Raw genomic sequence first — 23,111 nt, 5'->3', positions numbered from 1 at the left:
ATACATGATAAATTGTTTTCAATACAAAAATCATGTAAAATAACTACATTGGAGATTATGTCATGAGTATACAATCAGTTCAAAATGAAAGAGTTAAACAATGGGTAAAACTTCATACGAAAAAAGGCAGAGATGAAGTAGGACAATTCTTAATCGAAGGGGAACACTTAATTCAAGAAGCTTTGAAAGAAAATTGTGTTGATTTACTATTAATTGAGGAAGGATGTATGAATCCTTTTAACTATGAAAACATTGAGGAATGTAGTAAGAATGTCATGAGTAAAATAAGTCAAAATGTTTCAAGTTCAAATTACATTGCGATATGTCATTTCTTGAATAAAGAAATCAAGGAAGTAAGACGATGTATTTTATTAGATAATGTACAGGACCCGGGAAATATGGGAACAATCATTCGAACTGCTCATTCATTCAACTTTGATGCGATATACTGCTCATGTGATTGCGTAGATATTTATAATGATAAAACGATTCGTTCAACGCAAGGTGCTTTGTTTCATTTGCCAGTTAAAAGAGTTGAACTTAACGAAATGTGTGTTGAGTTAAAGAAGGATCAATTTCATGTTTTTGGTACAGCGTTAGACAATGCAATTCCTTTTGCAGATGCGAAAGATTATGAAAAAGTAGCACTTGTATTTGGTAATGAAGGTCAGGGAATTAGACCTGATTTATTGGCTAAAATGGATGCGAACTATAAGATTGAAATTAATGAATTTGATTCGTTAAATGTTGCGATTGCTGCAGGAATATGTATGTATCGCTACCGTAAGTAGTAAGAGAAGGAGATAAATAAATGGCAACTTCAGTCGATTTTATTGAATATGTTTGTGACCAAATACGTGGAACAGGAGATATTCGGTATCGAAAAATGTTTGGCGAATATATGGTTTATGTCAATAACAAACCGATTTTACTTGTGTGTGATAATACAGTTTACGTAAAAAAACTAGAATGTGTTGATAAAATCATGAGTGATGCTTCCTTGGGAGTACCTTATAAGGGTGCAAAAGAGCACTATATTTTAAATATTGATAATGGCGATTTAAGCAAAGATGTCATAGATATCTTAGAACCAGTAACAGCATTACCTAAACCAAAAGTAAAAAAGATAAAATAGTTTCTATAGAATTATTAGATAAATCAGATGTTTCTTGATAACTGTATGATAAATGCATTATAAATAAATGAAAGAAACTAATAGTTGCACCTTTTCAAAGCGGACTTGCTAGTATCAACTACCTCGCTACCATAAGATTAAAGTAAGAAATGGGGAACCTATATGGAGAAAAAAGGATATAAGAAAATATTTCAAAGGAAATCCTTTGTTGCTTATATGGTAGCAAATATCATTAATCGATTTGGAGATTCATTGGATAGTATTGCGTTTACGTGGATTGTTTATGCGATTACGGGGAATGCATTTTGGTCAGCATTGATCTTTGGTGTAAATCGTTTGCCTACAATATTCCTTCAACCATTTGTTGGTGTATTGGCAGATCGATTTAATAAGAAATGGATTGTTATTATTACAGATTGTATTAGAGGATTTACAGTATTATTTATTGCATTAGGTGTATTAGGGGGTTGGCTAACGGAATGGCATTTGTTAGCTGCTACATTATTAATATCGACTGCAGAAGCATTTAGAATGCCAGCTTCATCATCCATGATTCCTCAATTAATTGATGCTGAAGATTATGAATATGGTATTTCATTAAATCAGGGATTAGGAAGTACAGTAGAATTGATTGGTTTAGCAAGTTCAGGTTTAATAATTGGTTTATTTGGTGTAGTAAGTGCTGTCTTTATTGATATGATTACATTCTTCTTATGTGCATTTATCTTTCTATTTATTAAACTAAAACCTTTGGAAAAAAATAATCAAAAAGAGGAATCTTATTTCACACAATTAAAAGATGGATTTCAATTTGTGAAAGGAAATTCAATAATTGTATATTTCTTGATTCTTGCATTATTTTTAAATGCAATTACATCACCATTTAATTCTCTTCAAGCACCACTTGTAAGTGAAATTTTAAAATCAGGGGAGATCATGTTATCGGTGGTTGGAGCAAGTTTTGCATTTGGTGGTATCTTTGGTTCATTGATGTTTCCGTTTGCAAATAAATACTTCTCAGGACCGCAGTTTGTAAAACAAGCAGGAATTGCATTGGTATTAATGTATTTAGGACCAGTGGTTATTGGACAATATGTTGAAGTTGAATGGTTGAAGTACATCCTAACCGGTGTTATTGGTACAATCATCGGATTTGAAATTGGTTTAATCAATACATATTTGAGTGTAATGGTAATGCAAAAAGTGAAGCGGGAATATTTAGGGCGTGTTCAATCAATTACTCATGCCGTATCAGTAGCAGCTACGCCGGTAACTGCGTTCATCACAAGTATTGCAGTTCTCTATTTATCGACTCAGTACATCTTCATTATTTCAGGATGTATTGCCATTGTTGCAGTATTTACAATATGCTCTAAGAAATTCTTTCATCATATGATTTCAGACGAAGATTTAAAATCATTAGAATCATAAATAGATATCCTTAAAAAATTAAGGATATTTTTTTTAGGACAATTTGCGATTTGATCGTAATACTAAGTGAGCAAATCTAGAAGGGAGAATGCAAATGAAAGAGATACTACAAGAATATGGAGGATTCATTCTGTCGATTGTTTTAATTGGAGCACTTATTTTGAATTTGAAAAGTGGGTTTGTTGGTAAAATCAATGAGAATATCACGCAACAATTAGACAAAATAGCGAATATCGGTGAATAAGGAGTGATTGAATGGGTGGAGTAATCAAAATATATGGCATTGTTATTTTTGGGTGTATTGGGTTGTTTCTACTTTTAAATTTGAATACACGAATTTTTCTTGAAGATGATATTTTTGAGACAACGAGAACAACACAATTATCTGCAATTCAAGATAATTTGAACCTTGGTGATTTATTTGTGAATGGTAAGTATTCAATACAAGCAACGCAAACAATGGAAAACTGGATTCAAAAATTTAACGAGAACAAAAATAACAAGTTCTATTACAAACTCGATTTCATTGGTATACATGAAACTCCACCAGCAATTGCAATACGAGTTCGTGGTTATTCTTCACTCAATATGAGTGAAGATGATCTCGAACTTGATTATACAAATGTTGTGTTAATTGAAGAGAGAGGTAATGGATGAAAACGAAAGATAATAAAAAATTTTTAAAACGTCATAAAAATATTGTGAGTTTATTTATTACAATTATTTTTGGAATTCTTTGTATATTCTCCTATCAACAAACAATTGATGATATTAGTGATCTCATCTTGATTCCTGTTGCGGCTAAATCAATGGGAGCTAGGACGATTATTACAGAAGACGATATTAAACTAATTGAGGTACCAAAATGTATAACCTTGGATAGTGTTTATTTGTCAAAAGAAGAAGTCTTAGGTAAATATGTTAAACCTTATCAATCTGTATCTACCAATTCGTTGTTTTATGTAGATTTACTAGCGGATAAAGAGAATATGAATGATGCAAATTTATTCTCCCTACAAGAAGGTGAAGTTGCAATATCAATTGATGTTGATATGAAGACATCTTATGCAAATTCTATTTTAGTAGGACATATGATAGATTTATATTTCTTAGGCAAAGTGAATATAAATGATAATTCCTATACACAAGCAATTGTACATGGTGAAATAGTAAAGAACGCAAGAGTAATAGCGGTAAAGGATAAGGAAGGTAATTCGATAGAAAGTAATTCAACACTTGAATCAAATGTTTTGGTTGTAGCTTTGTCTAAGGAAGATGCACACTTGGTTGGAGTCGCAAAAGCGATGGGGAGTGTGACACCAGTTATTTCTTATGACAACATTAGTCAAAGTAAATCTACTGATTATTATGATTATTACAAAATTAGAAATATTATTTTAGGTAATTCATTAGATGTAACACTTATCGCGATGAACGAGGAAACACAAAATGAATGAGAGATGTTTTGATGAAATCAATTTTGGTATTCTTCAAGAATTCCTTGAACAAGAAGATGTGACAGATGTAGCTTGTAAGAATGGTAATGAAATATGGATTACATCAAATTGCAAAGGACATTTTAAATCGAATTTATTGATACAAGAAGGAGAAGTAGAACGCATTGCGAATCAAATTGCCAATAAGATGCAAAAAGAATTCAATCCATCAAATCCAAGTTTAGAAGGAGATATACAAAAAGATCAAGAAGACTATCGAGTGGGTTGCGTACATTCATATTTATCAAATGAAGGAACAACGTTAGTTATTCGTAAAGTTCGAAAGAAACCTTTCTTGTCTTATGAAAAATTAATAGAAGATGAAGTTATATCAAAGAAAGGGTTAGATTTACTTATTCTTGCGGTTAAAGGGAAAGCAAATATTTTAGTTATTGGAGAAACTGGTTCAGGTAAAACAGAAATACTTAAATTCTTAATTCCATATATACCTAAAAATGAAGTTATCGTAACAATAGAAGATTCCATGGAGTTCAATGTAAAAAACATTGCACCAGAATTATCTTGCACAGCTTTTAGAATACGTCAGAATTTTTCATATTCAAATATCATTGCCATGACATTACGATTGAATGTTCAGCGTATCCTCTTGCAAGAAGCCAGAGGTGAAGAGGTAAAGGATTTGATTGATGCAATATCTACAGGACATTGTGTTATGACTACGATGCATGCGAAGTCAGCGGAAAATGTGCCATCCCGCATTCGTCAAATGATACGAAATGATAATGAAACTTATGATTCGTTGAAGAAGCGTGTTTATAGCTTATTTGATTTAGTTGTTCATATGGAGAAAATAGAAACAAAAGAAGGGATAAAAAGGAAAGTAAATTGTATTCATGAGTTTTGTTATGACGCAATGAGTGATACATGTAGTTTGATTGAAGTATACAATAATAGAAAAATGAAACAAATGTTATCCAATCAATTAACAAAACAAATCATGAAGTGTTTAGAGGAACAAAAATGACAGGTCTTCTTTTTGTAACATTATTACTATTATTTGTTGTAAATATTGAAATAACCCAAAAGATAGAGGTGGATATTTTAAAGAACCAGTTAATTCAAAAGTTAGGTCAATATGTACAAATAACTGAAAATGACGAAGGTAAATCCATTAAATTACAAATGATTAAATACGCATTTATCTTGTTTATAGGAATAGTTACACTTGTATATTCAACAACTCAAAATATACTAATAACAATAAGTGTTAGTAGTTTATATTTAATAACATTACCGTATCTATTTTTTTTAAGAAATAAACAAGCTCATAAGCAAACACTGTTAGTATCTGTATTCATTTATACACAATCTTTACTCATACTTTTAAGAGAAGATAGAACTGTCGTTGATATATTGAGAGAATGTGAAGATAGTATGAATGAACCTTTAAAATTAGATCTTATTGAAATTAATAACTATATTGCAAAGACTACAGATATTCAAAGTGCATTGACGATACTTGAGGAAAAATATCATTATTCAATTGTAATTAATGCACATATTTTATTAAGGCATAAAGCGATGTATGGGCATCTTGAACAAGGATTAATTGATTATCTTTACGCAAACATTGAGAACTATGAACTAGCATACAATGAGTTTATAGCGAAACGTAAAACAAATACTACTTTGTTCTATATCATCATTGGGTTAAATGCGTTTGGAGTATATAGTTTAACTAATTTTATATCAATGCAAAGCAGTGCAAAGAATGGATTCATGTTATTTATACTATTTTCTTATTATGTATTGAATTTAGTCACGGTGATTTTATATGAACAATGGTGTTATAAAACACTTGTTTTAGAATAGGAGTTATATGAATTATTTTATTCCAGTATTTTTTTTATTTTATATTTTAATGATTTATATGTGGATATTTGATGATTATCATATAAATGAAAACATGAAAATATATTCTAGCTTTTTTATTGAAAAAGATTATGAATTTCTTTTGGGTCATCTAGGTTATATAGATAACAAACATGAATTTCATAAAAGAGTTAAGCAAAGCATTGTAGTGTTTTTTCTGATTGTTTTAATCTTCTTTGAACAATTAGATTATCGTTATCTTTTATTAAGTTTTATTTCAGCAATTTTATTTTATAAGTTGCAATATGTGTTGTTAAAGAAGAAATACGAAAGAAAACTAATGGAAGCAGATCAACAATTTCCTTTTTACCTTAATCATTTGTGCATATTAATACAAAATAATACTGTACCAGTGGCACTAAATAAATCTATACAAAATGCACCTGAACTTTTTAGGAATGATATATCAATTTGGGTACAAGATATTCATGAAGGAAAAAAGAAAGGTTTAATACCCTATTTGGAGTTTAACGATAAATTTAGACAAGTAAGTGGCTTAAATCGAATAGTCAAAACTTTATATAATATTTCAATTGCTTCCACAAGCAAAGAAAAAATGATTTTATCATTAATGAAAATAACAAATGAGAAAGTATTAAATGCTAGAAAAGATGAATTTAATAAAATACTTGATAAACAAGCACTAATACCATGGGTTAGTTTTATTTGGGTAGGAATTGTATTAATTGCTTCTTTCTCTGCAATCAACATAGGAGAGTTCTTATCATGAAATCATCAATTCAAATTTATGGCATCATTGTGGTATCTTCTGTTTTTCTATTTTTATTTCCTCAATTACTTGGTTTAGCGATGTTGTATCGACAAGCGAATTCAATTGCTTCTTACTTGGTTGAAGTCATTGAAGTGCATGAGGGTGTGACAAGTCAAAATGGCGCTAATGATGTAATACAAGATGAACTTAAAAAAGTTCCAAAGTTAATTTGCACATTTGGAAAAGAAAAGATAAATAATTTTTATACATATACAGTAGATTGTAATAAGGAATCAAAGATATCGATTTTAAATATACCAATTGATATTCGTGTTAGTAAAAAGACAAGGAGGGTTATTTATTAAAAAAATCTTGTTTGTTATTTTGTTCGTATTAAATGGATCAATATTCATTCAAAATGTGATGGCAGAATGTAATGAAATCATTTATTATGCACAAAAAGAATGGGTAACCTATTTTGATTTTTTTGATGTTGATTTTTCGAAGGATGAAGTAATGAATATTAACTCGAAATCTGTCTCTTTTAGACAAAATGTATTTGGTACGCATTCAGAGCCTAAAAGTATTGATTCGAGTTCTTTTTATGGGTTAAGTAGTTATACTACGCAATCAAATGGAGATCGTAAAAATCCCAATTACTTTCGAATTAGCTTTGGGAAATCCATCAAAGTTGGAAAGATAAGATTCAAGATTGTTGCGAATGATATTAAAACAAATCAACCAGTTAATAAGAGGGTTTATATTAATGGATATCCAAAATTCATCAATCAAGGGCAATTGGATGTTGAAGGGAGTCCAATTTATATAACACAAGACAATGATTTTATAACTCTTGATTTAGGAATGAAAGAAATTGATGATATTGTAATTCTATTTGATGGAACAAATAATGAGTATACATTGTCTTTCTTTCAAATACTGGATTATGAAATATATGAAACTGTTGGATGGACTAGAGAAAAGATTGATGGTGTAGAAACAAAGAAAGTAATTGCGTGTACAGACAGAGGAACTTTTGACAAAGATGGTTCAGGTTCGTGGGTGAAAGAAGATCATACTGTTTTTAGTCCAGCTATATCCTTGGTAAGTGATTACACACCTGTAATGGAGTCACAAAGTTTCATTTATGATTGGGGAAAGGGAAGGAAGAATACCGCATACGTCATACCAAGTGATATTGTGATGATTGGTGAAAACGCAAAGAAAATAAAAGGATGGAATATTAGCGGAGAGATTCCGTATGTTGAATTTAGATCCTATGCGGATAAAGATACACAGTTTGAATATATCATGACCGACTCGAAAAGAGGTGTTCAGTATGTAGCGATACCTATGTATTGGGCTCCTTCTATGCAAGTAGATTATGTAGGGGCATTAGAGTATAACAAGGCATGGTGTAATCATGTTACAGGTATGTCAATTTCACCTTGTTATAAACATTATGGACATAGTGCAAATGAGAGAACAAATGTCTTCGATGTCCAGGTTAAAAATTACAAAGAAGTAATTCCACTAGAATTAAGAGCGATTGAAAAAGTAGAGTATTATTTGATTAATGAAGATAGTAATACAAATAAATTCATTCGATTGGGTCAGGAGGAAGTGGAAACATTTGATTTTAAAGAAACGGGCAGATGGAGAATACAAGCGATTTTGTATGACTTAGCTGGAAATCTAATTAAGAAAACATCAAATTTATTTTTGATAGATGCAGAGAAACCCAAAGTCGAATTTGATGTAGTACAAGAGGATGATAAATATCCAGAAGTGATGATTACACCAATTGATTATCATTCAGGAATTAAACGCTGGAAATATGAGATATCAACAGATGGTGGAAAAACATTTTCGTCAAACGATAGTTGGTTGATTAATCAAAAAGAAAAGATTATTCTTACGCAACCCGGTGAAATAATTATTCGTGCTTATGTAGAAGATCAAGTAGGTAATACAAATCAAGTGGATTCAGATGTTATTGTAGTGGATAATATGGGAATCAATGTACAAAATATCATAGCGCCAAGTTATGATAAAAATGAAGAAACTAATGTTTATATAAAGCTGGAATGTAAAGGGTGTAAAGAAAATCCCGAGGAATTTTCCTTCTATGTTGATCATAATTTAATATCGAAACATAGAATACAAGACAATGAAATTGAAATTATTCAACCCTATATTCCTACAGAAGATAAAGAATCTCAACTGATGTTTACTTTCAATAATGATACGATTGAACTTAAAGCTTTTGAAAAAACGCAGGAGTATAAAGAAAGTAATCAAGGGTTAATCGAGTTTGAAGGCATAGTTGCGAATAGTGTTGGAGTAGATAAGAATGAGCATCTGTATAAAGAAAAGCTCATATTAACTTTGTATCAAGGACAACAAATGGTTATGAGTGGATCAGGGGTTGATATTGATGTAAAATTTCAATACCAAAATGAGTGTCGTGTTATTGAAAACTTCGAGTGTAAACAAGGTATAGTAAAAGATGATGGAACATTGGATAACATGCTAGAAATGAATAATACAATGGCTCAATTTGAAGAAGGTGGTAAACCTTTCATTGATCAATACATGATGAATGGAGTCATTCAAATTCCTTTGATTAACAATGGTGAATATATTGCATTGCCTCAAGTATTCCTAGATCAAAAAACAGGATTGGTTTATGGTGATAATCAAACAGGGAGAATTGATGGTGGTAATCGATGGTATACAAATCCATGGGGTGATTTAAAAGAGTATGAATTTACAATTCAGGGATTTGAATATGGAACAAATCATTTTGATTGGAAGTTTGCAGGTAAATATGGTTTATCACATCATTATTATGATGATTTTAGAACTCATTTTGTAGATCCAAGGGATCCTTTCAAAAATGGTGAATCGGCACAATGGAAAGATGAAATGGAGTGGTTTAATTCTTTGGATTTAAATAATCCAGTAAGTAGTCATGATTTAGATGCTGAAAAAAATTGAAACAATATTTGATGTATTGAAAGAAGTAAGCATAAATAAACTTGGATTTAGAGTGACTTTTAAGAGGTCAATTTCTTGATATCCAAGTTTTTTATTGAATATATCGTTTTTACTAAAGATAGGACTAAACTCAAAAAATAATCTGTTAATTAAACTAATAATACAATGTTGCATTTATCTTAATATTAAACTGAAATACGGTTTACCTTGTGTTTTGGCTCATAGAAGATTATAATTACTAGGTTATAGAGAACGAGGTACAAATATGGATTATCAAAAAATATTAAATATAGCAGTAATTGCCCACGTTGATGCTGGTAAATCAACACTTGTTGATGCTTTCTTAGGTCAAAGTCATGTTTTCAGAGACAATGAAGAAGTTGTTGATTGTGTCATGGATAGTAATGACATTGAAAGAGAACGTGGAATAACAATTTACTCTAAAAACTGTTCAGTAAATTATAAGGACTATAAAATAAACATCGTAGATACTCCAGGGCATGCGGACTTTTCTAGTGAAGTAGAACGTATTATCAAAACAGTAGATACAGTAATTCTGTTAGTTGACTCTGCTGAGGGGCCAATGCCTCAAACACGTTTCGTATTACAAAAAAGCTTAGAAGCCGGTTTAAAACCAATCTTATTAATTAATAAAGTTGATAAAAGAGATGCTAGACCTGTTGAAGTTATCGACTTAGTATATGATCTATTCATCGATTTACATGCAACTGATGAACAATTGGATTTCCCAATTCTTTATGGTATTGCAAGAGAAGGTATCGTACGTAAAAACTTAGAAGATACAAATACAGATATTGCACCTTTATTTGAAACAATCTTAAGTCATTGCCAACCATTCCCTAATCGCATTGATGAACCTTTACAAATGCAAGTTTCAGCATTAGCTTATGATGATTATATTGGACGTCTTGGAATTGGTCGTGTTTACTCAGGTACACTTAAAGAAGCAAGCCAAGTTGTTGTATGTGATGAAGAAGGCAAAGTAAAGAGATGCAAAGTAAACCAAGTATTCGTTTATAGAGGTTTAAGTAGAGTTGCAGTTCCTGAAGCACAATGTGGAGAAATTGTAATGTTTGCAGGTATTTCTGATATTGGAATTGGAGAAACTCTTTGTGATACAGATGCAATTAATCCAATGCCATTGATTAAAATTGAAGAGCCTACATTATCAATGAACTTTATGGTTAATAGTTCACCATTTGCAGGTAAGAGTGGTAAATATATTACATCAAGAAATATTAAAGAAAGACTTGAACGCGAACTTGAAGTTAACGTTGGGCTTAAAGTAGAAGATACTGGAACTACAGATAGTTTTAAAGTAAGCGGTAGAGGAGAACTTCACTTATCTATTTTATTAGAAAATATGAGAAGAGAAGGATATGAAATTGCAGTAAGTAAGCCTGAAGTTATTTTCCATAGAGAAAATGGACAAGTTTTAGAACCAATTGAAGAAGTAGTATGTAGTGTTCCTACAGAATACTCAGGATCTGTTATTTCTAAACTTAATTTACGTAAAGGTATGATGGTTAATATCGTTGAAGAGGGAACTTATTCACGTGTTGAATATATGGTGCCTACTCGTGGTTTATTAGGATATCGTTCAGAATTCATCAATGATACTCGTGGTGAGGGAACAATGGTAAGACGTTTAGCTGGGTATGAACCTCATAAAGGTGATATTCCACAACGTACAAATGGTGCTCTAGTTTCAACTGAAGCTGGTGGTGCTATGACTTATGCATTATGGAATATTCAAGAACGAGGTCAATTATTCATTACTCCACAAACAGAAGTATATGAAGGAATGATTATCGGACGAGCTTCTAAAGATTTAGATATGGATGTAAATCCAATTAAGAATAAGAAAATGACTGCAGTACGTTCTTCTGGTGCTGATGAAGCGATGAAGCTTGTTCCTGCAAAAATCTTATCATTAGAAGAAGCATTGGAATTTATTAATGATGATGAACTTGTGGAATTAACGCCAGATAGTATCCGTCTTCGTAAAAAATACCTAACACCAAACGAAAGAAAACAACAAATGCGTATGAGCGCAAAAGTTTCAGATGACATGTAAGAAGTGGAAACACTTCTTTTTTTAACGAATTATTAGAACCGGTTCCAAAAAGAGTTGACAACAACGAAATAAGAGTTATACTAAAAATGTAGAACCGGTTCCAATTGGGAGGAAAATATGGAAAAGATAGAAAAATATCAATTAATATCAAAGGAAATAGCGGTACTTGTAGGTGGGGAAGAAAACATACAAGGAGTTGCACATTGTGCTACACGATTAAGAATTGTTTTAAATGATACAAGTCTTGTCGATATAAAGAAATTAGAAAATGTTGATCTTGTAAAGGGAGTATTTATTACAGGAGATCAACTTCAAATCATATTTGGAGCAGGATTGGTCAATGATGTATATGCAGTATTTGCAAAAGAGGTACATCGAGAAAATATGACGTTAGAAAATTTAAAAACACAAAGTAATCAAAAACAAAATCCGATTCAAAAAGCAATTAAGTCACTGTCTGATGTATTTATCGAAATTATTCCTGCTATTCTTGCGGCAGCATTATTAATGGGATTAACGGGTGTATTAGGAAAGTGGGATGTAGTTTTAAACAATCCTACTTTATATAGTTTGAACCGACTAGCAAGTCTTGCGTCAACTGGAATCTTCGCAATTCTTCCTATGGCTGTGTGTTATTCATCAACAAAACGTTATGGTGGACGACCAATTCTTGGTTTAGTTGTTGGAGCAATCATGTTGGATAGTAGTTTGGCAAATGCATATAGCATTGGTACTGCTGGATTTAATCCTGAAGTATTGAACTTATTTGGATTACAAATTCAAATGATTGGATTTCAAGGTGGTGTGATTATTGCATTAATGATGGGATGGGTAGTAGCGAATCTAGATAAGTTCTTTATTAAACGTATTCCAGATGTGATTAAGCTACTTGTGGCACCAATGCTAACTGTATTTATCTCAACACTTTTATTATTTACAGTTGTAGGTCCTGTTGGTCGTATGCTTGGGGATGGTATTTCAGGATCGCTCATTTGGATGGCTGAAAATTTAGGGTTCTTAGGTTACGCATTATTTGGAGGTTTTCAACAAATTATTGTAATTACCGGGTTACATCATATATTTGGAGCAGTTGAATCTCAATTGATTACAAGTACGGGAAGAAATTTCTTAAACCCTCTCATGTCAGTTGCATTAATTGGACAAGCAGGTGCAGTTCTAGGATATTTAGCATTACATTGGCAAAATGTAAAAATGCGTGAGCTCTGTATTCCAAGTTTTATCAGTACATTATTTGGTATCTCAGAACCTGCAATCTTTGGTGTAAATCTTCGTTATCGCTATCCACTTATTGCTGGATGTATTGGCGGAGCAGTTGCAGGAGCATATGTTTATTTTGTTGATTTAGCATCACTAGGATTTGGAACTACTGCAGTTCCTGGAATCGCTATTGTTGATCCAAGTAACAATGGTTATATGAATTACATCATTGCACATATTATTGGTTTAGTGATTGCAATGGTACTCACTATCATCTTCGGTAAGTTACAAAAAGACACAGCGGCAAATTTCAAAATGGTATTACCTGCAAAAGGAAAAGTAGAATCAATTACAAAGGCAAATGATCCAACATTTAGTTCAAAATCACTAGGTGATGGACTTGTAATAACACCAACAGAAGAGTTAATTGTTTCACCATGTGATGCAACAGTAGAATTTGTATTTCCTACAAAACATGCGATTGGCTTAAGATTAGACAATGGTGTTGGATTACTAATTCATTGTGGTATTAATACAGTTGAACTTAATGGTTCAGGATTTGATGTATTAGTGCAAAAAGATCAAAAGGTAAAAGCAAATACACCATTATTAAAAATGGATATTGAAGCAATTAGGAAACAAGGTTATGATACTCAAATTTTAGTTGTTGTAACCGATATTACAGAGAATATGAATGTAAAAATTATCGAAAGTGAAACAACTTGGTTAACTTTTAATTAGAGGAGACAATATGACAAGACAAGACTATTTGAATCAACTAAATGTAAAGAAAAAACTACAGGAACAAATCAAAAATGATCCCTTTCGCCTTGGGTTTCATGTCATGGGTCCAAGTGGTTGGGTAAATGATCCAAATGGTCTTTGCCAATTTAAAGGTGTTCACCATTGGTATTTCCAATACACACCATTTACTCCTTTATGGGGATTAAAATGTTGGGGGCATTATACAACAACAGATTTCATTCATTTTAAAGAAGAAGAACCATTTCTTTATCCAGATTGTGTTTATGACAAAGATGGTGTGTATAGTGGCAGCGCATTTGTGCATAATGATGAAATTCATTATTACTATACAGGTAATGTAAAATATGTTGATAAAGACTATGACTATATCTTATCGGGTAGAGAACAAAATACAATGCATCTGGTATCTAAAGATGGGTACACATTTGCTGATAAACAACTTGTATTAAATCATGATGATTATCCAAATGATATGTCAAAACACATACGTGATCCAAAAGTATTTCAAGAAGGTGATGATTATTACATGGTATTGGGAGGTCGTGATGTACATGATTGCGGTCTCGTTCTTCTTTATCATTCAACTGATTTAATTGAATGGAAATATCATATGAGAATTCAAACGAACCAACGATTTGGTTATATGTGGGAATGTCCTGATTGTATTGAACTTGATGGGCAAAAGTTTTTAATTATATGTCCACAAGGTGTTCCAAGTGAAGAATATAAATATCAAAATGTATATCAACTTGGATATTTTCCGATTGAATTAGATTTAAAAAAGAAGACATATACATTGGGAGAATTTGAAGAATTCGATGCTGGATTTGATATTTATGCATCGCAAACATATCAAGATGATAAGGGAAGAAGGATATTCTTGGCGTGGATGGGAATACCGGATGCTGATTACCATAACCAACAAACCATAGACTGTGGATGGCAACATGCCTTTACAATTCCACGTCAATTAATCAACAAAAATGGTAAACTAATTCAACAACCTCTTACTGAACTAAATCAATTAAGAAAAAATCAAATTGAGAAACACATAGATAAACGCGACGAATTTGTATTTGCATCCGACTTATTAGAAATACAAATACAAAATATTCAAGGAAAAGACTTCGAAATCACATTAAAATCAGATATTACCTTAACCTATAAAAATGATATTTTATGTTTGAATATTGAAAATATTGGTAATGGAAGAACACAAAGAAAACTTAAGATCGATACATGTAAGAATTTACATTTATATTTAGATCGTTCATGTTTAGAAATATTTGTGAATGATGGCGAGAAATCAATAACATCTAGAATATATTCACTAGAAGAAAATCGAGTTGGGATAATAGGAAATTGTGATGCAACTTTTTATGAATTAAATGAGTTAAACATCAATTTATTGGAAGAGTAAAGGATTGGAATGCTTACTTCGTTGTAAAGCAATATAAAACAATTAAAATATACTGAGTTATAATTTGGGTTTAATTGAAGAATAGAATACTATAAAACAGTTTCCTTATAAATTTATTTGTTTTAAGTTGGAATTACTTGGTTAAGTGTCAATCAATTCGCTATAATAGTAATGCAGGAGAAACTTATGAAGAAGAATCTAACAATTCAAGATATAGCAAAAGCAGCAGGAGTAGCCAAGAGTACGGTATCCCGCTATTTGAATGACGGTGCTGTAAAGGAATCTACTCGCATTAAGATTAAAGAAATTATCGATGAAGTGAATTATGAACCAAATGCTTTTGCACGACTAAAAGCAAAGAAGAGTAATATTATTGGTGTTGTAGCACCTTGCTTGGACTCAACTGTTACATCAATGGTATTGATGAGTTTGGATGCATCACTAAAAAAAGCAGGATATACATCGTTAATTTTGAATACGAATCATGATATTGATGAAGAGTTAAAGGACATTGAGCGACTTGGAAAAATGAATGTAGATGGTATCATAGTGAATGCAACAAAGATATGTGATCGCCATTTTGAAATTGCTAATTCATTGGATATACCCGTTGTTTTTTTAGCGCAACATTTCGAGAATCAAATTTCGATAATTAATGAAGATTATCTTGCGGGATATAAAGCAGGAGAAGTTGCAGGAAAACTCAATAACAAAAATGTATTGTGTGTGAGCGTTGAACCAGATGATGTAGCTATTGGAGTAGAACGTCTTAATGGTATTCTTGCAGGATGTAAAGATTATGGAGTTGAACATGTAAAAGTTGTGCGAAGCGATTTTGGGAATATTAAGTCGTATCGAGTGATTGATGAGGAATTGGTAAAGCGTAAACCAGATTGTATTCTTTGTTCAACAACACGTCAATTACTTGCGGCATATAAGTGTATAAGAGATCATGGTTATAAAATACCAGAAGACATCTCGGTTATTGCTTTTGGAGGATATGATGTAGTGGACTTGTTAGAGCCATTACCAACAACAATTCAATTTAATCCAAAAGAACTAGGTGAGGTAGCAGCATCAACAATATTAGATTGTATTGATGGAAAAGAAGTAAATCATTTACAATGCATTCCTTTTGTTTTCTTGGAAGGTGCAAGTGTTAAAAGGAGATAGGTATGAAGAAGTGTTGTGCGATTGGCGAAGCGTTAATCGATTTTATTCCAAATGAAAAAGGAAAACGTCTTAAAGATGTAACAAGTTTTCGACAAGTAGTAGGCGGAGCACCGACAAATGTTGCGGCTACGGTTGCGAAACTAGGCGGAGAAAGTTTTGTTCTTACTAAACTTGGACAAGATGCTTTTGGAGATAATATTATAAGCACCCTTGATCAATGTGGCATCGATACACAATACATAATACGTAGTGAAACGTTGGATACATCACTTGCATTTGTCGCGTTAAGTGAAGATGGAAACCGTGATTTTAAATTCTATCGTAAAACGGCAGCTGACTTGGATTATTCAAAAGATGATATTCCATTTGATGCGATTGATGAATGTGGAATCATTCATTTTTGTAGTGTTTCGCTTGTTGAATCAAAAATGAAACAAGCTCATCTTGCATTAATTGAAGATGCAATAAAAAAAGGTGTACTTGTTTCATTTGATCCAAACTTGCGATTATCACTATGGGATGATCATGATGCATTACGTAAAACAGTACTTGATTTTATTCCATATGCAGATATTTTAAAGTTATCTGACGAAGAAGTTGAATTCATTACAGGACATAAAAAAATAGAAGAAGCATTGCCTCAACTATTTCAAGATCGTTGTAAGATGGTGTTATATACAGAAGGAAAAGATGGTGCAACACTATACACTAAATCAGGCCATAAACTACATACACAAGGTATATGCGTAGATGTAGTGGACACAACAGGTGCAGGTGATAGTTTTATAGGAGCGTTCTTATATCGAATGCTTTCTTTTGAAAGTTGCCTAAACGACATTGATGAGAAACAGATGATGCAACATCTTGAATTTGCGAATATGTATGCAGCACACACAACGACAAAAGAAGGAGCATTAAATGCTTTAGCCACAATGGATGAATTAGAAACTTTTATAAAAGACATAAAAAAAGAGGACTAATCTTTTGATTTTTCCCACTCCTATATTATACATCAAAAAAAATATTAAAAATAGACCTTACTTTTTACTGTAATTCAGTATAATGAAGGTACAAGAAGAAGTTATCTTGTATGATAAATGATTGAATCTAAAAGATTCAAAGAGGAAACTCTGGGGAGGTTAAAGTAAATGGAACCTGGACAATATTGTGGAGTTTTTCAGTAGTTTAGAAAAACTCATGGAACACTGTATTTTTGGATTTATAATTTAATTTACTTCAAAGTCATGTGGTTAAAGAGTGGAAAAGTGGAAAATGACTTTGATCGACTGAACCTATATAAATAGGGAACTAGAAAGCTATTTTGAAAGTCATCTAGCTTTAGATATATAAATTTCTAAAAAGACGTAAAGAGACAAAGAAGAATAGAATTTCGAATAATGGAAGGGATCTTGAAATTAATGAGATTCCTTCTTTTCATTTCATTGTGTTTGGTGACTATTTATGGTATTTTATTATTGTGAAATCATTAACATTGGAGGATAGCATGTCATTATTTAAACACGATGCAAGACAATTTAAGTTCGATATACTAAGAGAAATAGCAGAAGAAGCTTTTCAAGATGATTTATCGGAGGAAAAAGTCCAAGCATACACAAAGAAATTAATACCAGGAACGAAAGCAGATTTTCGTTGTTGCGTATATAAGGAAAGAGAAATCTTGAGACAAAGAACTCGTTTGGCAATGGGGAAAATGGCAAACGATGCAGCAAATTACAACCCAAGACAAATTGTTCAAGTTATTGAAGCAGCTTGCGATGGATGTACAATCAAAAAAATTAACATTACGGATAACTGTCGTAAATGTATGGCTAAAAGTTGTATGGGATCATGTAATTTTGGGGCTATTACAATGGGGCAAGATCGTGCTCAAATTAATTATGATAAATGTAAAGAATGTGGAGCATGTGCGAGAAACTGCCCATATAATGCAATCGTAGTAACAGAAAGACCTTGTTCACAACATTGTCCAGTGGATGCGATTCGTTGGGATGAAGATAACATTGCGATTATTGATGAAAAGAAATGTATTAATTGTGGAGGTTGCCAAGCAGCATGTCCATTTGGTGCAATTGAAGATATCTCATGGATTGTACCAGTTATTCAATTATTACGTTTAAAAACACCTACATATGCAATTATAGCACCTGCAATTCAAGGTCAATTTGAAACAGCAACATTGCCACAAATCAAGAAAAGTATTAAGATGCTTGGTTTTGATGATGTTTTTGAAGCTGCAATAGGAGCTGATGCAGTAGCATATTATGAAAATCAAGAATTACAAGAACATATTGAAAATAAAATTCCGTTAACTACTTCTTGTTGCCCAGCATTTGTGAACATGGCAAAGATACACTTCCCAGAACAATATGAGAAGAACGTATCAACAACAGTATCACCGATGATGGCAATGGCAAGAAAGTTAAAGCAAGATCATCCAGATCACGGTATCGTGTTTATTGGACCATGCCTTGCGAAAAAACAAGAAGCTATGGAAGAGTTTACGGCTGTTGATTATGTTTTAACATTTGAAGAGTTAGCTGCAATGTTTGTAGCTCAACATATTTATTGTGAAGAAGTAGAACCTGATGCAAGTGATTACCCATCAGTGTTCGGTAGAGGATTTGCTCAAGGTGGTGGCGTTTCAAAAGCAGTTGTACAAGCGGCGAAAGAAGCTAACGAAGGTGAATTCAAAGCAATCTATGCAGATGGTTGTTTCGAATGTAAGAAACAATTGTTGATGATGAAAGCAGGCAAATTTGATGCAGATATCTTAGAAGGTATGTGCTGTACAGGTGGTTGTATTGCAGGACCTGGAACTGTTGAATCTGCAATGATTGCAAAGGGAAGAATGAATAAAGAAAATTTAACTCATGATCGAAAGAAAATTCAAGAAACACTAGAAATATTTGACTTTAACGGTGTTGATATGCACCGTGGTAAATAGGAGGATATGTATGATCACGATTGAAATTTGTATTGGCAGTGCATGCTATGTAAAAGGTAGCAATCAAGCAGTAACGATTCTTCAAACACTTTTAAAAGACAAAGATTGGGAAGATAAGGTAGAAATTAAAGGTTCTTTCTGTATGCAATCTTGTCAAGGTGGACATGGATTAGGAATTAAAATCAATGGACGTCAATTGTTAGGTGTTGGTTTACACAATATTCAAAGCATTGTTGAAGAAGAAGTACAAGCGTTGTTGTCATGACACAATACATTCGACTACAAGAAGCAAACTGTAGAAACTGTTTGCGTTGTGTAAGAGTATGTCCAACCAAAGCAATGACTTATATTGATCATCAACCTATAATAATTGAAAATGAATGTATTTTATGTGGTAAGTGTTATGCAATATGTCCACATAGTGCAAAAAAAGTGAACAGTGATTTATTAAAAGTAAAAAAATGGTTAGAACAAAAGGAGAAAGTGATTTTAAGTGTCGCTCCTTCTTTTGTAGCGATTTGGCCAAAATTTAAACAATTAGAAAAAGCTCTTTTGGAAAAGGGCTTCTTTGCTATAGAGGAAACGGCAATCGGTGCAAAACTTGTATCCGAGTCTTACAGTCTTCTTTTAGAAGAAAAAAAGATGAAGAATATTATTTCAACATGTTGTCCTGCAGTAGTTTCATTGGTTGAAAAGGAATATGGTGATTTGGTAGATCAATTGGCACCTATAGTTTCTCCAATGATTGCACATGGTAAAGACATTAAGAATCGATATCCTGATGCGAAAGTGGTTTTCTTATCACCATGTATTGCAAAACAAAAAGAAAAAGATGATATCCGATTTGATCAAGCGATTGATGCAACTATCAGTATGGCAGATTGTTTTGATTTTATAGGACTTACATGCCTTGATGGTGAAGAGTGGGATGATTTTGAAGGAAGCATTGCAAGATTATATCCAACACCAGGTGGTATTTTAAAAACATTACCACGTGAGAAAAACTATAAAAAAGTAAATGTAGAAGGTGTTGATCGAATTAAACATGTTCTGGATTCAATACGCAATGATATGTTAGAGGGTTATTTCTTTGAGATGAGTGCATGTCATGAATCTTGTATGGGTGGACCATTATTAACTCATTGTGAACACAATGAATGGTTAGGACAAAGTGTTATTCGAAATAGTGTAGATGAAAATAAGAAAATTATGGCAAACAAGCATGAAATTCCTTTAAATGTTAAATGGGAGAATGAAGATATTCAAAGACCTCATCACACAGAAGAAGAAATACAAGATATGCTTTATATGATGGGTAAGACAAACGTTGATAAAGAATTAAATTGTGGAGCATGTGGTTATGAAACATGTCGAGATAAAGCAATTGCAGTTCTTGATGGAAAAGCAGATCCAAAAATTTGTTTACCTAATGCTTTAGAACATGCAGAATCCATTTCAAGTTTAATTATTGAAAATACACCAAATGGAATCATTGTATTAGATGAGTATAGAAATATATTGGAAATCAATCCATCCGCAAAATTAATGTTAGATTTAGAAAATGTAAATGTGATTGGATTACCACTAGGTAGTATATTACCGGATAACGAATTAATTGAATTAATTAATACTGTGCGTAGAGTGCAATACCATCGTGCTCATTATGCGCAATACAATAGAACATTTGATCATGCGATTATGAAATTAGATGAAGGTGATTATGTGGTTCTTATTCTGATGGATTTAACGGTAGAAGAAACAAAAGAAAGAGTCATGAAACAAATTCGCCAACAAACTGTGGAAATTACACAACAAGTTATTGATGATCAAATGCGTACAGTGCAAGAAATCGCTAGTTTACTAGGAGAAACCACGGCAAAATCTAAAGTAGCGCTAACTCGTTTAAAAAAGGCGATGGAAGAAGATGATTAACAAGGTACATGTAGAAAGTTTCTTCAAATCTTTAAATAAAAAGAATGAAGAGCTTTGTGGTGATAAAGTTGAAGTGAGAAGGAATGAAGATTCTTTTATCATGGTTTTAGCGGATGGGTTAGGAAGTGGTGTTAAAGCTAATATTCTAAGTACGCTTACAAGCACGATTATTTCTGAAATGATAGCAAGTGGTGCAAGTATTCAGGATGCAGTAGAAACGATGGCTCAAACCTTACCTGAATGCCAAGAGCGTGGAATTGCATATTCAACATTTACAATACTTCAAGTATTCTATGATGGAACTGCCCATCTTGTTGAATTTGATAATCCGGCAACAATCTTTATTCGCGACAATCAACTTGTAGAAATGAATCGTGAAGTACGTATCATTGGGAAACGTAAGATTACAGACAGTACTTTTACCGTTGAAAAAGATGATGTATTTGTCATGTTCTCGGATGGAATTATTCATGCAGGTATCGGACAAACACTGAATTTTGGATGGGATTTACCAGAAGTTCAAGAGTTCTTGTTGACGTATACGAAGAATGAAGACAGTTCTAAACAAATAGCTCAGATTTTATTGGCGAATGTAAACAACTTGTATGGTGGTAAACCTGGAGATGATTCGACAGTTGCGTGTGCTAAAATACTTGAAGCGAGAGAAACACGCGTGATGGTAGGTCCACCACTTCGTGAAGAAGATGATGCAAAGGTTGTGGCGAAGTTATTATCCGCAAATGGTAAAAAAGTATGTTGTGGGGGAACCACAAGTAATATAGTTTCAAGGATTACAGGAAAAGAAATAAAAATGGAAGAGTTGGTATCTTTAGTTTCGGATGTTCCACCAATGGCTTATATTGATGGGATTGATTTGGTAACTGAAGGTGTTCTTACACTTCAAAAAGTAAATAAATACTTAGGTCGTTGTGTTGAAAGCCCAGAGTACCTAGAAGAACTTTTATTAACAAAAGGTAAAGATGGGGCGTTATCGATGGTTAAACTGTATCTACAAGAATGTAGTCAAATTACTTTTATGGTTGGAAGATCAGATAATCCTGCACATAAAGCTATTGCCTATTCAACAATTTCACTCAATGCAAAAATTCAATTGATCCGAGAAATGGCTGAAAACTTAAAAAAGTTAGGGAAAATTGTTTCAATTGAACTCTACTAAAGGGAAGTTCTTAATGAACTTCTTTTTTCTAATCAATTTTTTAACAAGTGATGATAAATTATTATATAATAGACGTATGGAGGGTATGATGAGAAAAGAATTAGATACATCCATCTTACAATGGAAAAATAAACCGAATAATTATGTTGTAGGAAGAAGTCGTATTATTTTTGAAACTATGCCCTACACAGATTTATGGTCACGTACTTTACTAGGTACAATTAAGAATAATGCACATTCTATTACATTTAAAATAGAACAAAATTTCACTTTTTCGTGCAAAGTAAATTACCATTTTAAAAAGGAATATGATCAAGCAGGTCTTGTAATCTACGCAAATGATGATAACTGGTTTAAAATTTGTGTTGAATACATTGATGAGCAACATTCATTATTAACTACGGTAGTGACTTATCATGGATTCAGTGATTGTTCAACTACTTCAATTGGTAGCGCAGTTGAAACTATGTGGTTTCGTGTGACACATTATAATGAGAATATCGTTGTAGAAAATTCATTTGATGGTATTCATTATAAACAAATGCGAATCTTTCATATGAAATTCCGTGGTGATAAGTTTGAAGTGGGTATGTTTGCGGCAAGCCCAAAAGAGTCTTCATTTGATGTTATTTTTGAGGACATGATTGTAGAAGACTGCATAATAAAAGAAGAAAATATTAGATATTAGAGGAGAAA

General features: G+C 32.3%; 21 protein-coding genes. All 21 read left to right on the top strand.

The annotated features are described in order from the left end of the window. Positions 1-62: 62 nt before the first annotated feature. Positions 63-791 (top strand): TrmH family RNA methyltransferase, encoded by a 729-nt coding sequence (locus RR643_RS00285; protein WP_332469333.1) that lies wholly within the window; start codon positions 63-65, stop codon positions 789-791. 20 nt (positions 792-811) lie between these two features. Beyond that, positions 812-1,135 carry a TfoX/Sxy family protein gene (locus RR643_RS00280; RefSeq protein ID WP_332472404.1) on the top strand — a complete coding sequence of 108 codons (324 nt, stop codon included), beginning with the start codon at positions 812-814 and terminating at the stop codon, positions 1,133-1,135. 162 nt (positions 1,136-1,297) lie between these two features. After that, on the top strand, positions 1,298-2,566 hold the full coding sequence (locus RR643_RS00275; RefSeq protein ID WP_332469331.1) for an MFS transporter: 1,269 nt from the start codon (positions 1,298-1,300) through the stop codon (positions 2,564-2,566). A 94-nt stretch (positions 2,567-2,660) separates the two neighbouring features. Beyond that, positions 2,661-2,810, top strand: coding sequence for a hypothetical protein (locus RR643_RS00270; RefSeq protein ID WP_332469330.1), 150 nt, complete (start codon positions 2,661-2,663; stop codon positions 2,808-2,810). Between the two features lie 11 nt (positions 2,811-2,821). Then, on the top strand, positions 2,822-3,223 hold the full coding sequence (locus RR643_RS00265; protein ID WP_332481987.1) for a DUF5411 family protein: 402 nt from the start codon (positions 2,822-2,824) through the stop codon (positions 3,221-3,223). Next, on the top strand, positions 3,220-4,023 hold the full coding sequence (locus tag RR643_RS00260; protein ID WP_332481986.1) for an RcpC/CpaB family pilus assembly protein: 804 nt from the start codon (positions 3,220-3,222) through the stop codon (positions 4,021-4,023). Before RR643_RS00265 ends, RR643_RS00260 begins: the two co-directional genes overlap by 4 nt. After that, positions 4,016-5,047, top strand: a complete 1,032-nt coding sequence (locus RR643_RS00255) for a CpaF/VirB11 family protein (RefSeq protein WP_332469327.1) — start codon at positions 4,016-4,018, stop codon at positions 5,045-5,047. Before RR643_RS00260 ends, RR643_RS00255 begins: the two co-directional genes overlap by 8 nt. Beyond that, a complete protein-coding gene (locus RR643_RS00250) occupies positions 5,044-5,895 on the top strand; it encodes a hypothetical protein (protein ID WP_332481985.1) in 852 nt (283 codons plus the stop codon). Before RR643_RS00255 ends, RR643_RS00250 begins: the two co-directional genes overlap by 4 nt. Positions 5,896-5,902: 7 nt before the next feature. Beyond that, positions 5,903-6,685, top strand: coding sequence for a hypothetical protein (locus tag RR643_RS00245; protein WP_332481984.1), 783 nt, complete (start codon positions 5,903-5,905; stop codon positions 6,683-6,685). Beyond that, on the top strand, positions 6,682-7,032 hold the full coding sequence (locus RR643_RS00240; protein WP_332481983.1) for a hypothetical protein: 351 nt from the start codon (positions 6,682-6,684) through the stop codon (positions 7,030-7,032). Before RR643_RS00245 ends, RR643_RS00240 begins: the two co-directional genes overlap by 4 nt. Beyond that, positions 6,998-9,667, top strand: a complete 2,670-nt coding sequence (locus RR643_RS00235) for a hypothetical protein (protein WP_332481982.1) — start codon at positions 6,998-7,000, stop codon at positions 9,665-9,667. The genes RR643_RS00240 and RR643_RS00235 overlap by 35 nt, the downstream gene beginning before the upstream one ends. Before the next feature lie 265 nt (positions 9,668-9,932). After that, positions 9,933-11,765: a translational GTPase TypA gene (gene typA / locus RR643_RS00230; protein ID WP_332469322.1), complete on the top strand. Its 1,833-nt coding sequence runs from the start codon at positions 9,933-9,935 to the stop codon at positions 11,763-11,765. A 117-nt stretch (positions 11,766-11,882) separates the two neighbouring features. Beyond that, positions 11,883-13,724 carry a PTS beta-glucoside transporter subunit IIBCA gene (locus RR643_RS00225; RefSeq protein ID WP_332481981.1) on the top strand — a complete coding sequence of 614 codons (1,842 nt, stop codon included), beginning with the start codon at positions 11,883-11,885 and terminating at the stop codon, positions 13,722-13,724. A gap of 10 nt (positions 13,725-13,734) precedes the next feature. After that, complete coding sequence (locus RR643_RS00220; protein ID WP_332481980.1) at positions 13,735-15,168, top strand: glycoside hydrolase family 32 protein; 1,434 nt, start codon at positions 13,735-13,737, stop codon at positions 15,166-15,168. A 186-nt stretch (positions 15,169-15,354) separates the two neighbouring features. Further along, entirely contained in the window at positions 15,355-16,341 is a 987-nt protein-coding gene (locus RR643_RS00215) for a LacI family DNA-binding transcriptional regulator (protein WP_332481979.1), read from the top strand. Positions 16,342-16,343: 2 nt separating this feature from the next. Next, positions 16,344-17,321 carry a carbohydrate kinase family protein gene (locus RR643_RS00210; protein WP_332481978.1) on the top strand — a complete coding sequence of 326 codons (978 nt, stop codon included), beginning with the start codon at positions 16,344-16,346 and terminating at the stop codon, positions 17,319-17,321. A 524-nt stretch (positions 17,322-17,845) separates the two neighbouring features. Further along, positions 17,846-19,306 carry a 4Fe-4S dicluster domain-containing protein gene (locus tag RR643_RS00205; protein WP_332481977.1) on the top strand — a complete coding sequence of 487 codons (1,461 nt, stop codon included), beginning with the start codon at positions 17,846-17,848 and terminating at the stop codon, positions 19,304-19,306. Between the two features lie 10 nt (positions 19,307-19,316). Beyond that, positions 19,317-19,571: a (2Fe-2S) ferredoxin domain-containing protein gene (locus tag RR643_RS00200; protein ID WP_332481976.1), complete on the top strand. Its 255-nt coding sequence runs from the start codon at positions 19,317-19,319 to the stop codon at positions 19,569-19,571. Continuing rightward, on the top strand, positions 19,568-21,238 hold the full coding sequence (locus RR643_RS00195; protein ID WP_332481975.1) for a [Fe-Fe] hydrogenase large subunit C-terminal domain-containing protein: 1,671 nt from the start codon (positions 19,568-19,570) through the stop codon (positions 21,236-21,238). Before RR643_RS00200 ends, RR643_RS00195 begins: the two co-directional genes overlap by 4 nt. After that, positions 21,231-22,415 carry a SpoIIE family protein phosphatase gene (locus RR643_RS00190; RefSeq protein WP_332481974.1) on the top strand — a complete coding sequence of 395 codons (1,185 nt, stop codon included), beginning with the start codon at positions 21,231-21,233 and terminating at the stop codon, positions 22,413-22,415. Before RR643_RS00195 ends, RR643_RS00190 begins: the two co-directional genes overlap by 8 nt. Before the next feature lie 88 nt (positions 22,416-22,503). Further along, positions 22,504-23,103, top strand: a complete 600-nt coding sequence (locus tag RR643_RS00185; protein WP_332481973.1) for a DUF1349 domain-containing protein — start codon at positions 22,504-22,506, stop codon at positions 23,101-23,103. Positions 23,104-23,111: the final 8 nt, after the last annotated feature.

Source organism: Anaerorhabdus sp., from assembly GCF_036637135.1.
Classification (GTDB): Bacteria; Bacillota_I; Bacilli_A; order Erysipelotrichales; family Erysipelotrichaceae; genus Anaerorhabdus.
Note: the sequence above shows the minus strand (reverse complement) of the source record. Positions and strands in the feature narration are given on the sequence as shown.

Excerpts from the sequence above, each read along its gene's own strand:
- RR643_RS00285 (WP_332469333.1), top strand. The coding sequence starts at position 63 with ATGAGTATACAATCAGTTCAAAATGAAAGAGTTAAACAATGGGTAAAA.
- RR643_RS00280 (WP_332472404.1), top strand. The coding sequence starts at position 812 with ATGGCAACTTCAGTCGATTTTATTGAATATGTTTGTGACCAAATACGT.
- RR643_RS00275 (WP_332469331.1), top strand. The coding sequence starts at position 1,298 with ATGGAGAAAAAAGGATATAAGAAAATATTTCAAAGGAAATCCTTTGTT.
- RR643_RS00270 (WP_332469330.1), top strand. The coding sequence starts at position 2,661 with ATGAAAGAGATACTACAAGAATATGGAGGATTCATTCTGTCGATTGTT.
- RR643_RS00265 (WP_332481987.1), top strand. The coding sequence starts at position 2,822 with ATGGGTGGAGTAATCAAAATATATGGCATTGTTATTTTTGGGTGTATT.
- RR643_RS00260 (WP_332481986.1), top strand. The coding sequence starts at position 3,220 with ATGAAAACGAAAGATAATAAAAAATTTTTAAAACGTCATAAAAATATT.
- RR643_RS00255 (WP_332469327.1), top strand. The coding sequence starts at position 4,016 with ATGAATGAGAGATGTTTTGATGAAATCAATTTTGGTATTCTTCAAGAA.
- RR643_RS00250 (WP_332481985.1), top strand. The coding sequence starts at position 5,044 with ATGACAGGTCTTCTTTTTGTAACATTATTACTATTATTTGTTGTAAAT.
- RR643_RS00245 (WP_332481984.1), top strand. The coding sequence starts at position 5,903 with ATGAATTATTTTATTCCAGTATTTTTTTTATTTTATATTTTAATGATT.
- RR643_RS00240 (WP_332481983.1), top strand. The coding sequence starts at position 6,682 with ATGAAATCATCAATTCAAATTTATGGCATCATTGTGGTATCTTCTGTT.
- typA (WP_332469322.1), top strand. The coding sequence starts at position 9,933 with ATGGATTATCAAAAAATATTAAATATAGCAGTAATTGCCCACGTTGAT.
- RR643_RS00225 (WP_332481981.1), top strand. The coding sequence starts at position 11,883 with ATGGAAAAGATAGAAAAATATCAATTAATATCAAAGGAAATAGCGGTA.
- RR643_RS00220 (WP_332481980.1), top strand. The coding sequence starts at position 13,735 with ATGACAAGACAAGACTATTTGAATCAACTAAATGTAAAGAAAAAACTA.
- RR643_RS00215 (WP_332481979.1), top strand. The coding sequence starts at position 15,355 with ATGAAGAAGAATCTAACAATTCAAGATATAGCAAAAGCAGCAGGAGTA.
- RR643_RS00210 (WP_332481978.1), top strand. The coding sequence starts at position 16,344 with ATGAAGAAGTGTTGTGCGATTGGCGAAGCGTTAATCGATTTTATTCCA.
- RR643_RS00205 (WP_332481977.1), top strand. The coding sequence starts at position 17,846 with ATGTCATTATTTAAACACGATGCAAGACAATTTAAGTTCGATATACTA.
- RR643_RS00200 (WP_332481976.1), top strand. The coding sequence starts at position 19,317 with ATGATCACGATTGAAATTTGTATTGGCAGTGCATGCTATGTAAAAGGT.
- RR643_RS00195 (WP_332481975.1), top strand. The coding sequence starts at position 19,568 with ATGACACAATACATTCGACTACAAGAAGCAAACTGTAGAAACTGTTTG.
- RR643_RS00190 (WP_332481974.1), top strand. The coding sequence starts at position 21,231 with ATGATTAACAAGGTACATGTAGAAAGTTTCTTCAAATCTTTAAATAAA.
- RR643_RS00185 (WP_332481973.1), top strand. The coding sequence starts at position 22,504 with ATGAGAAAAGAATTAGATACATCCATCTTACAATGGAAAAATAAACCG.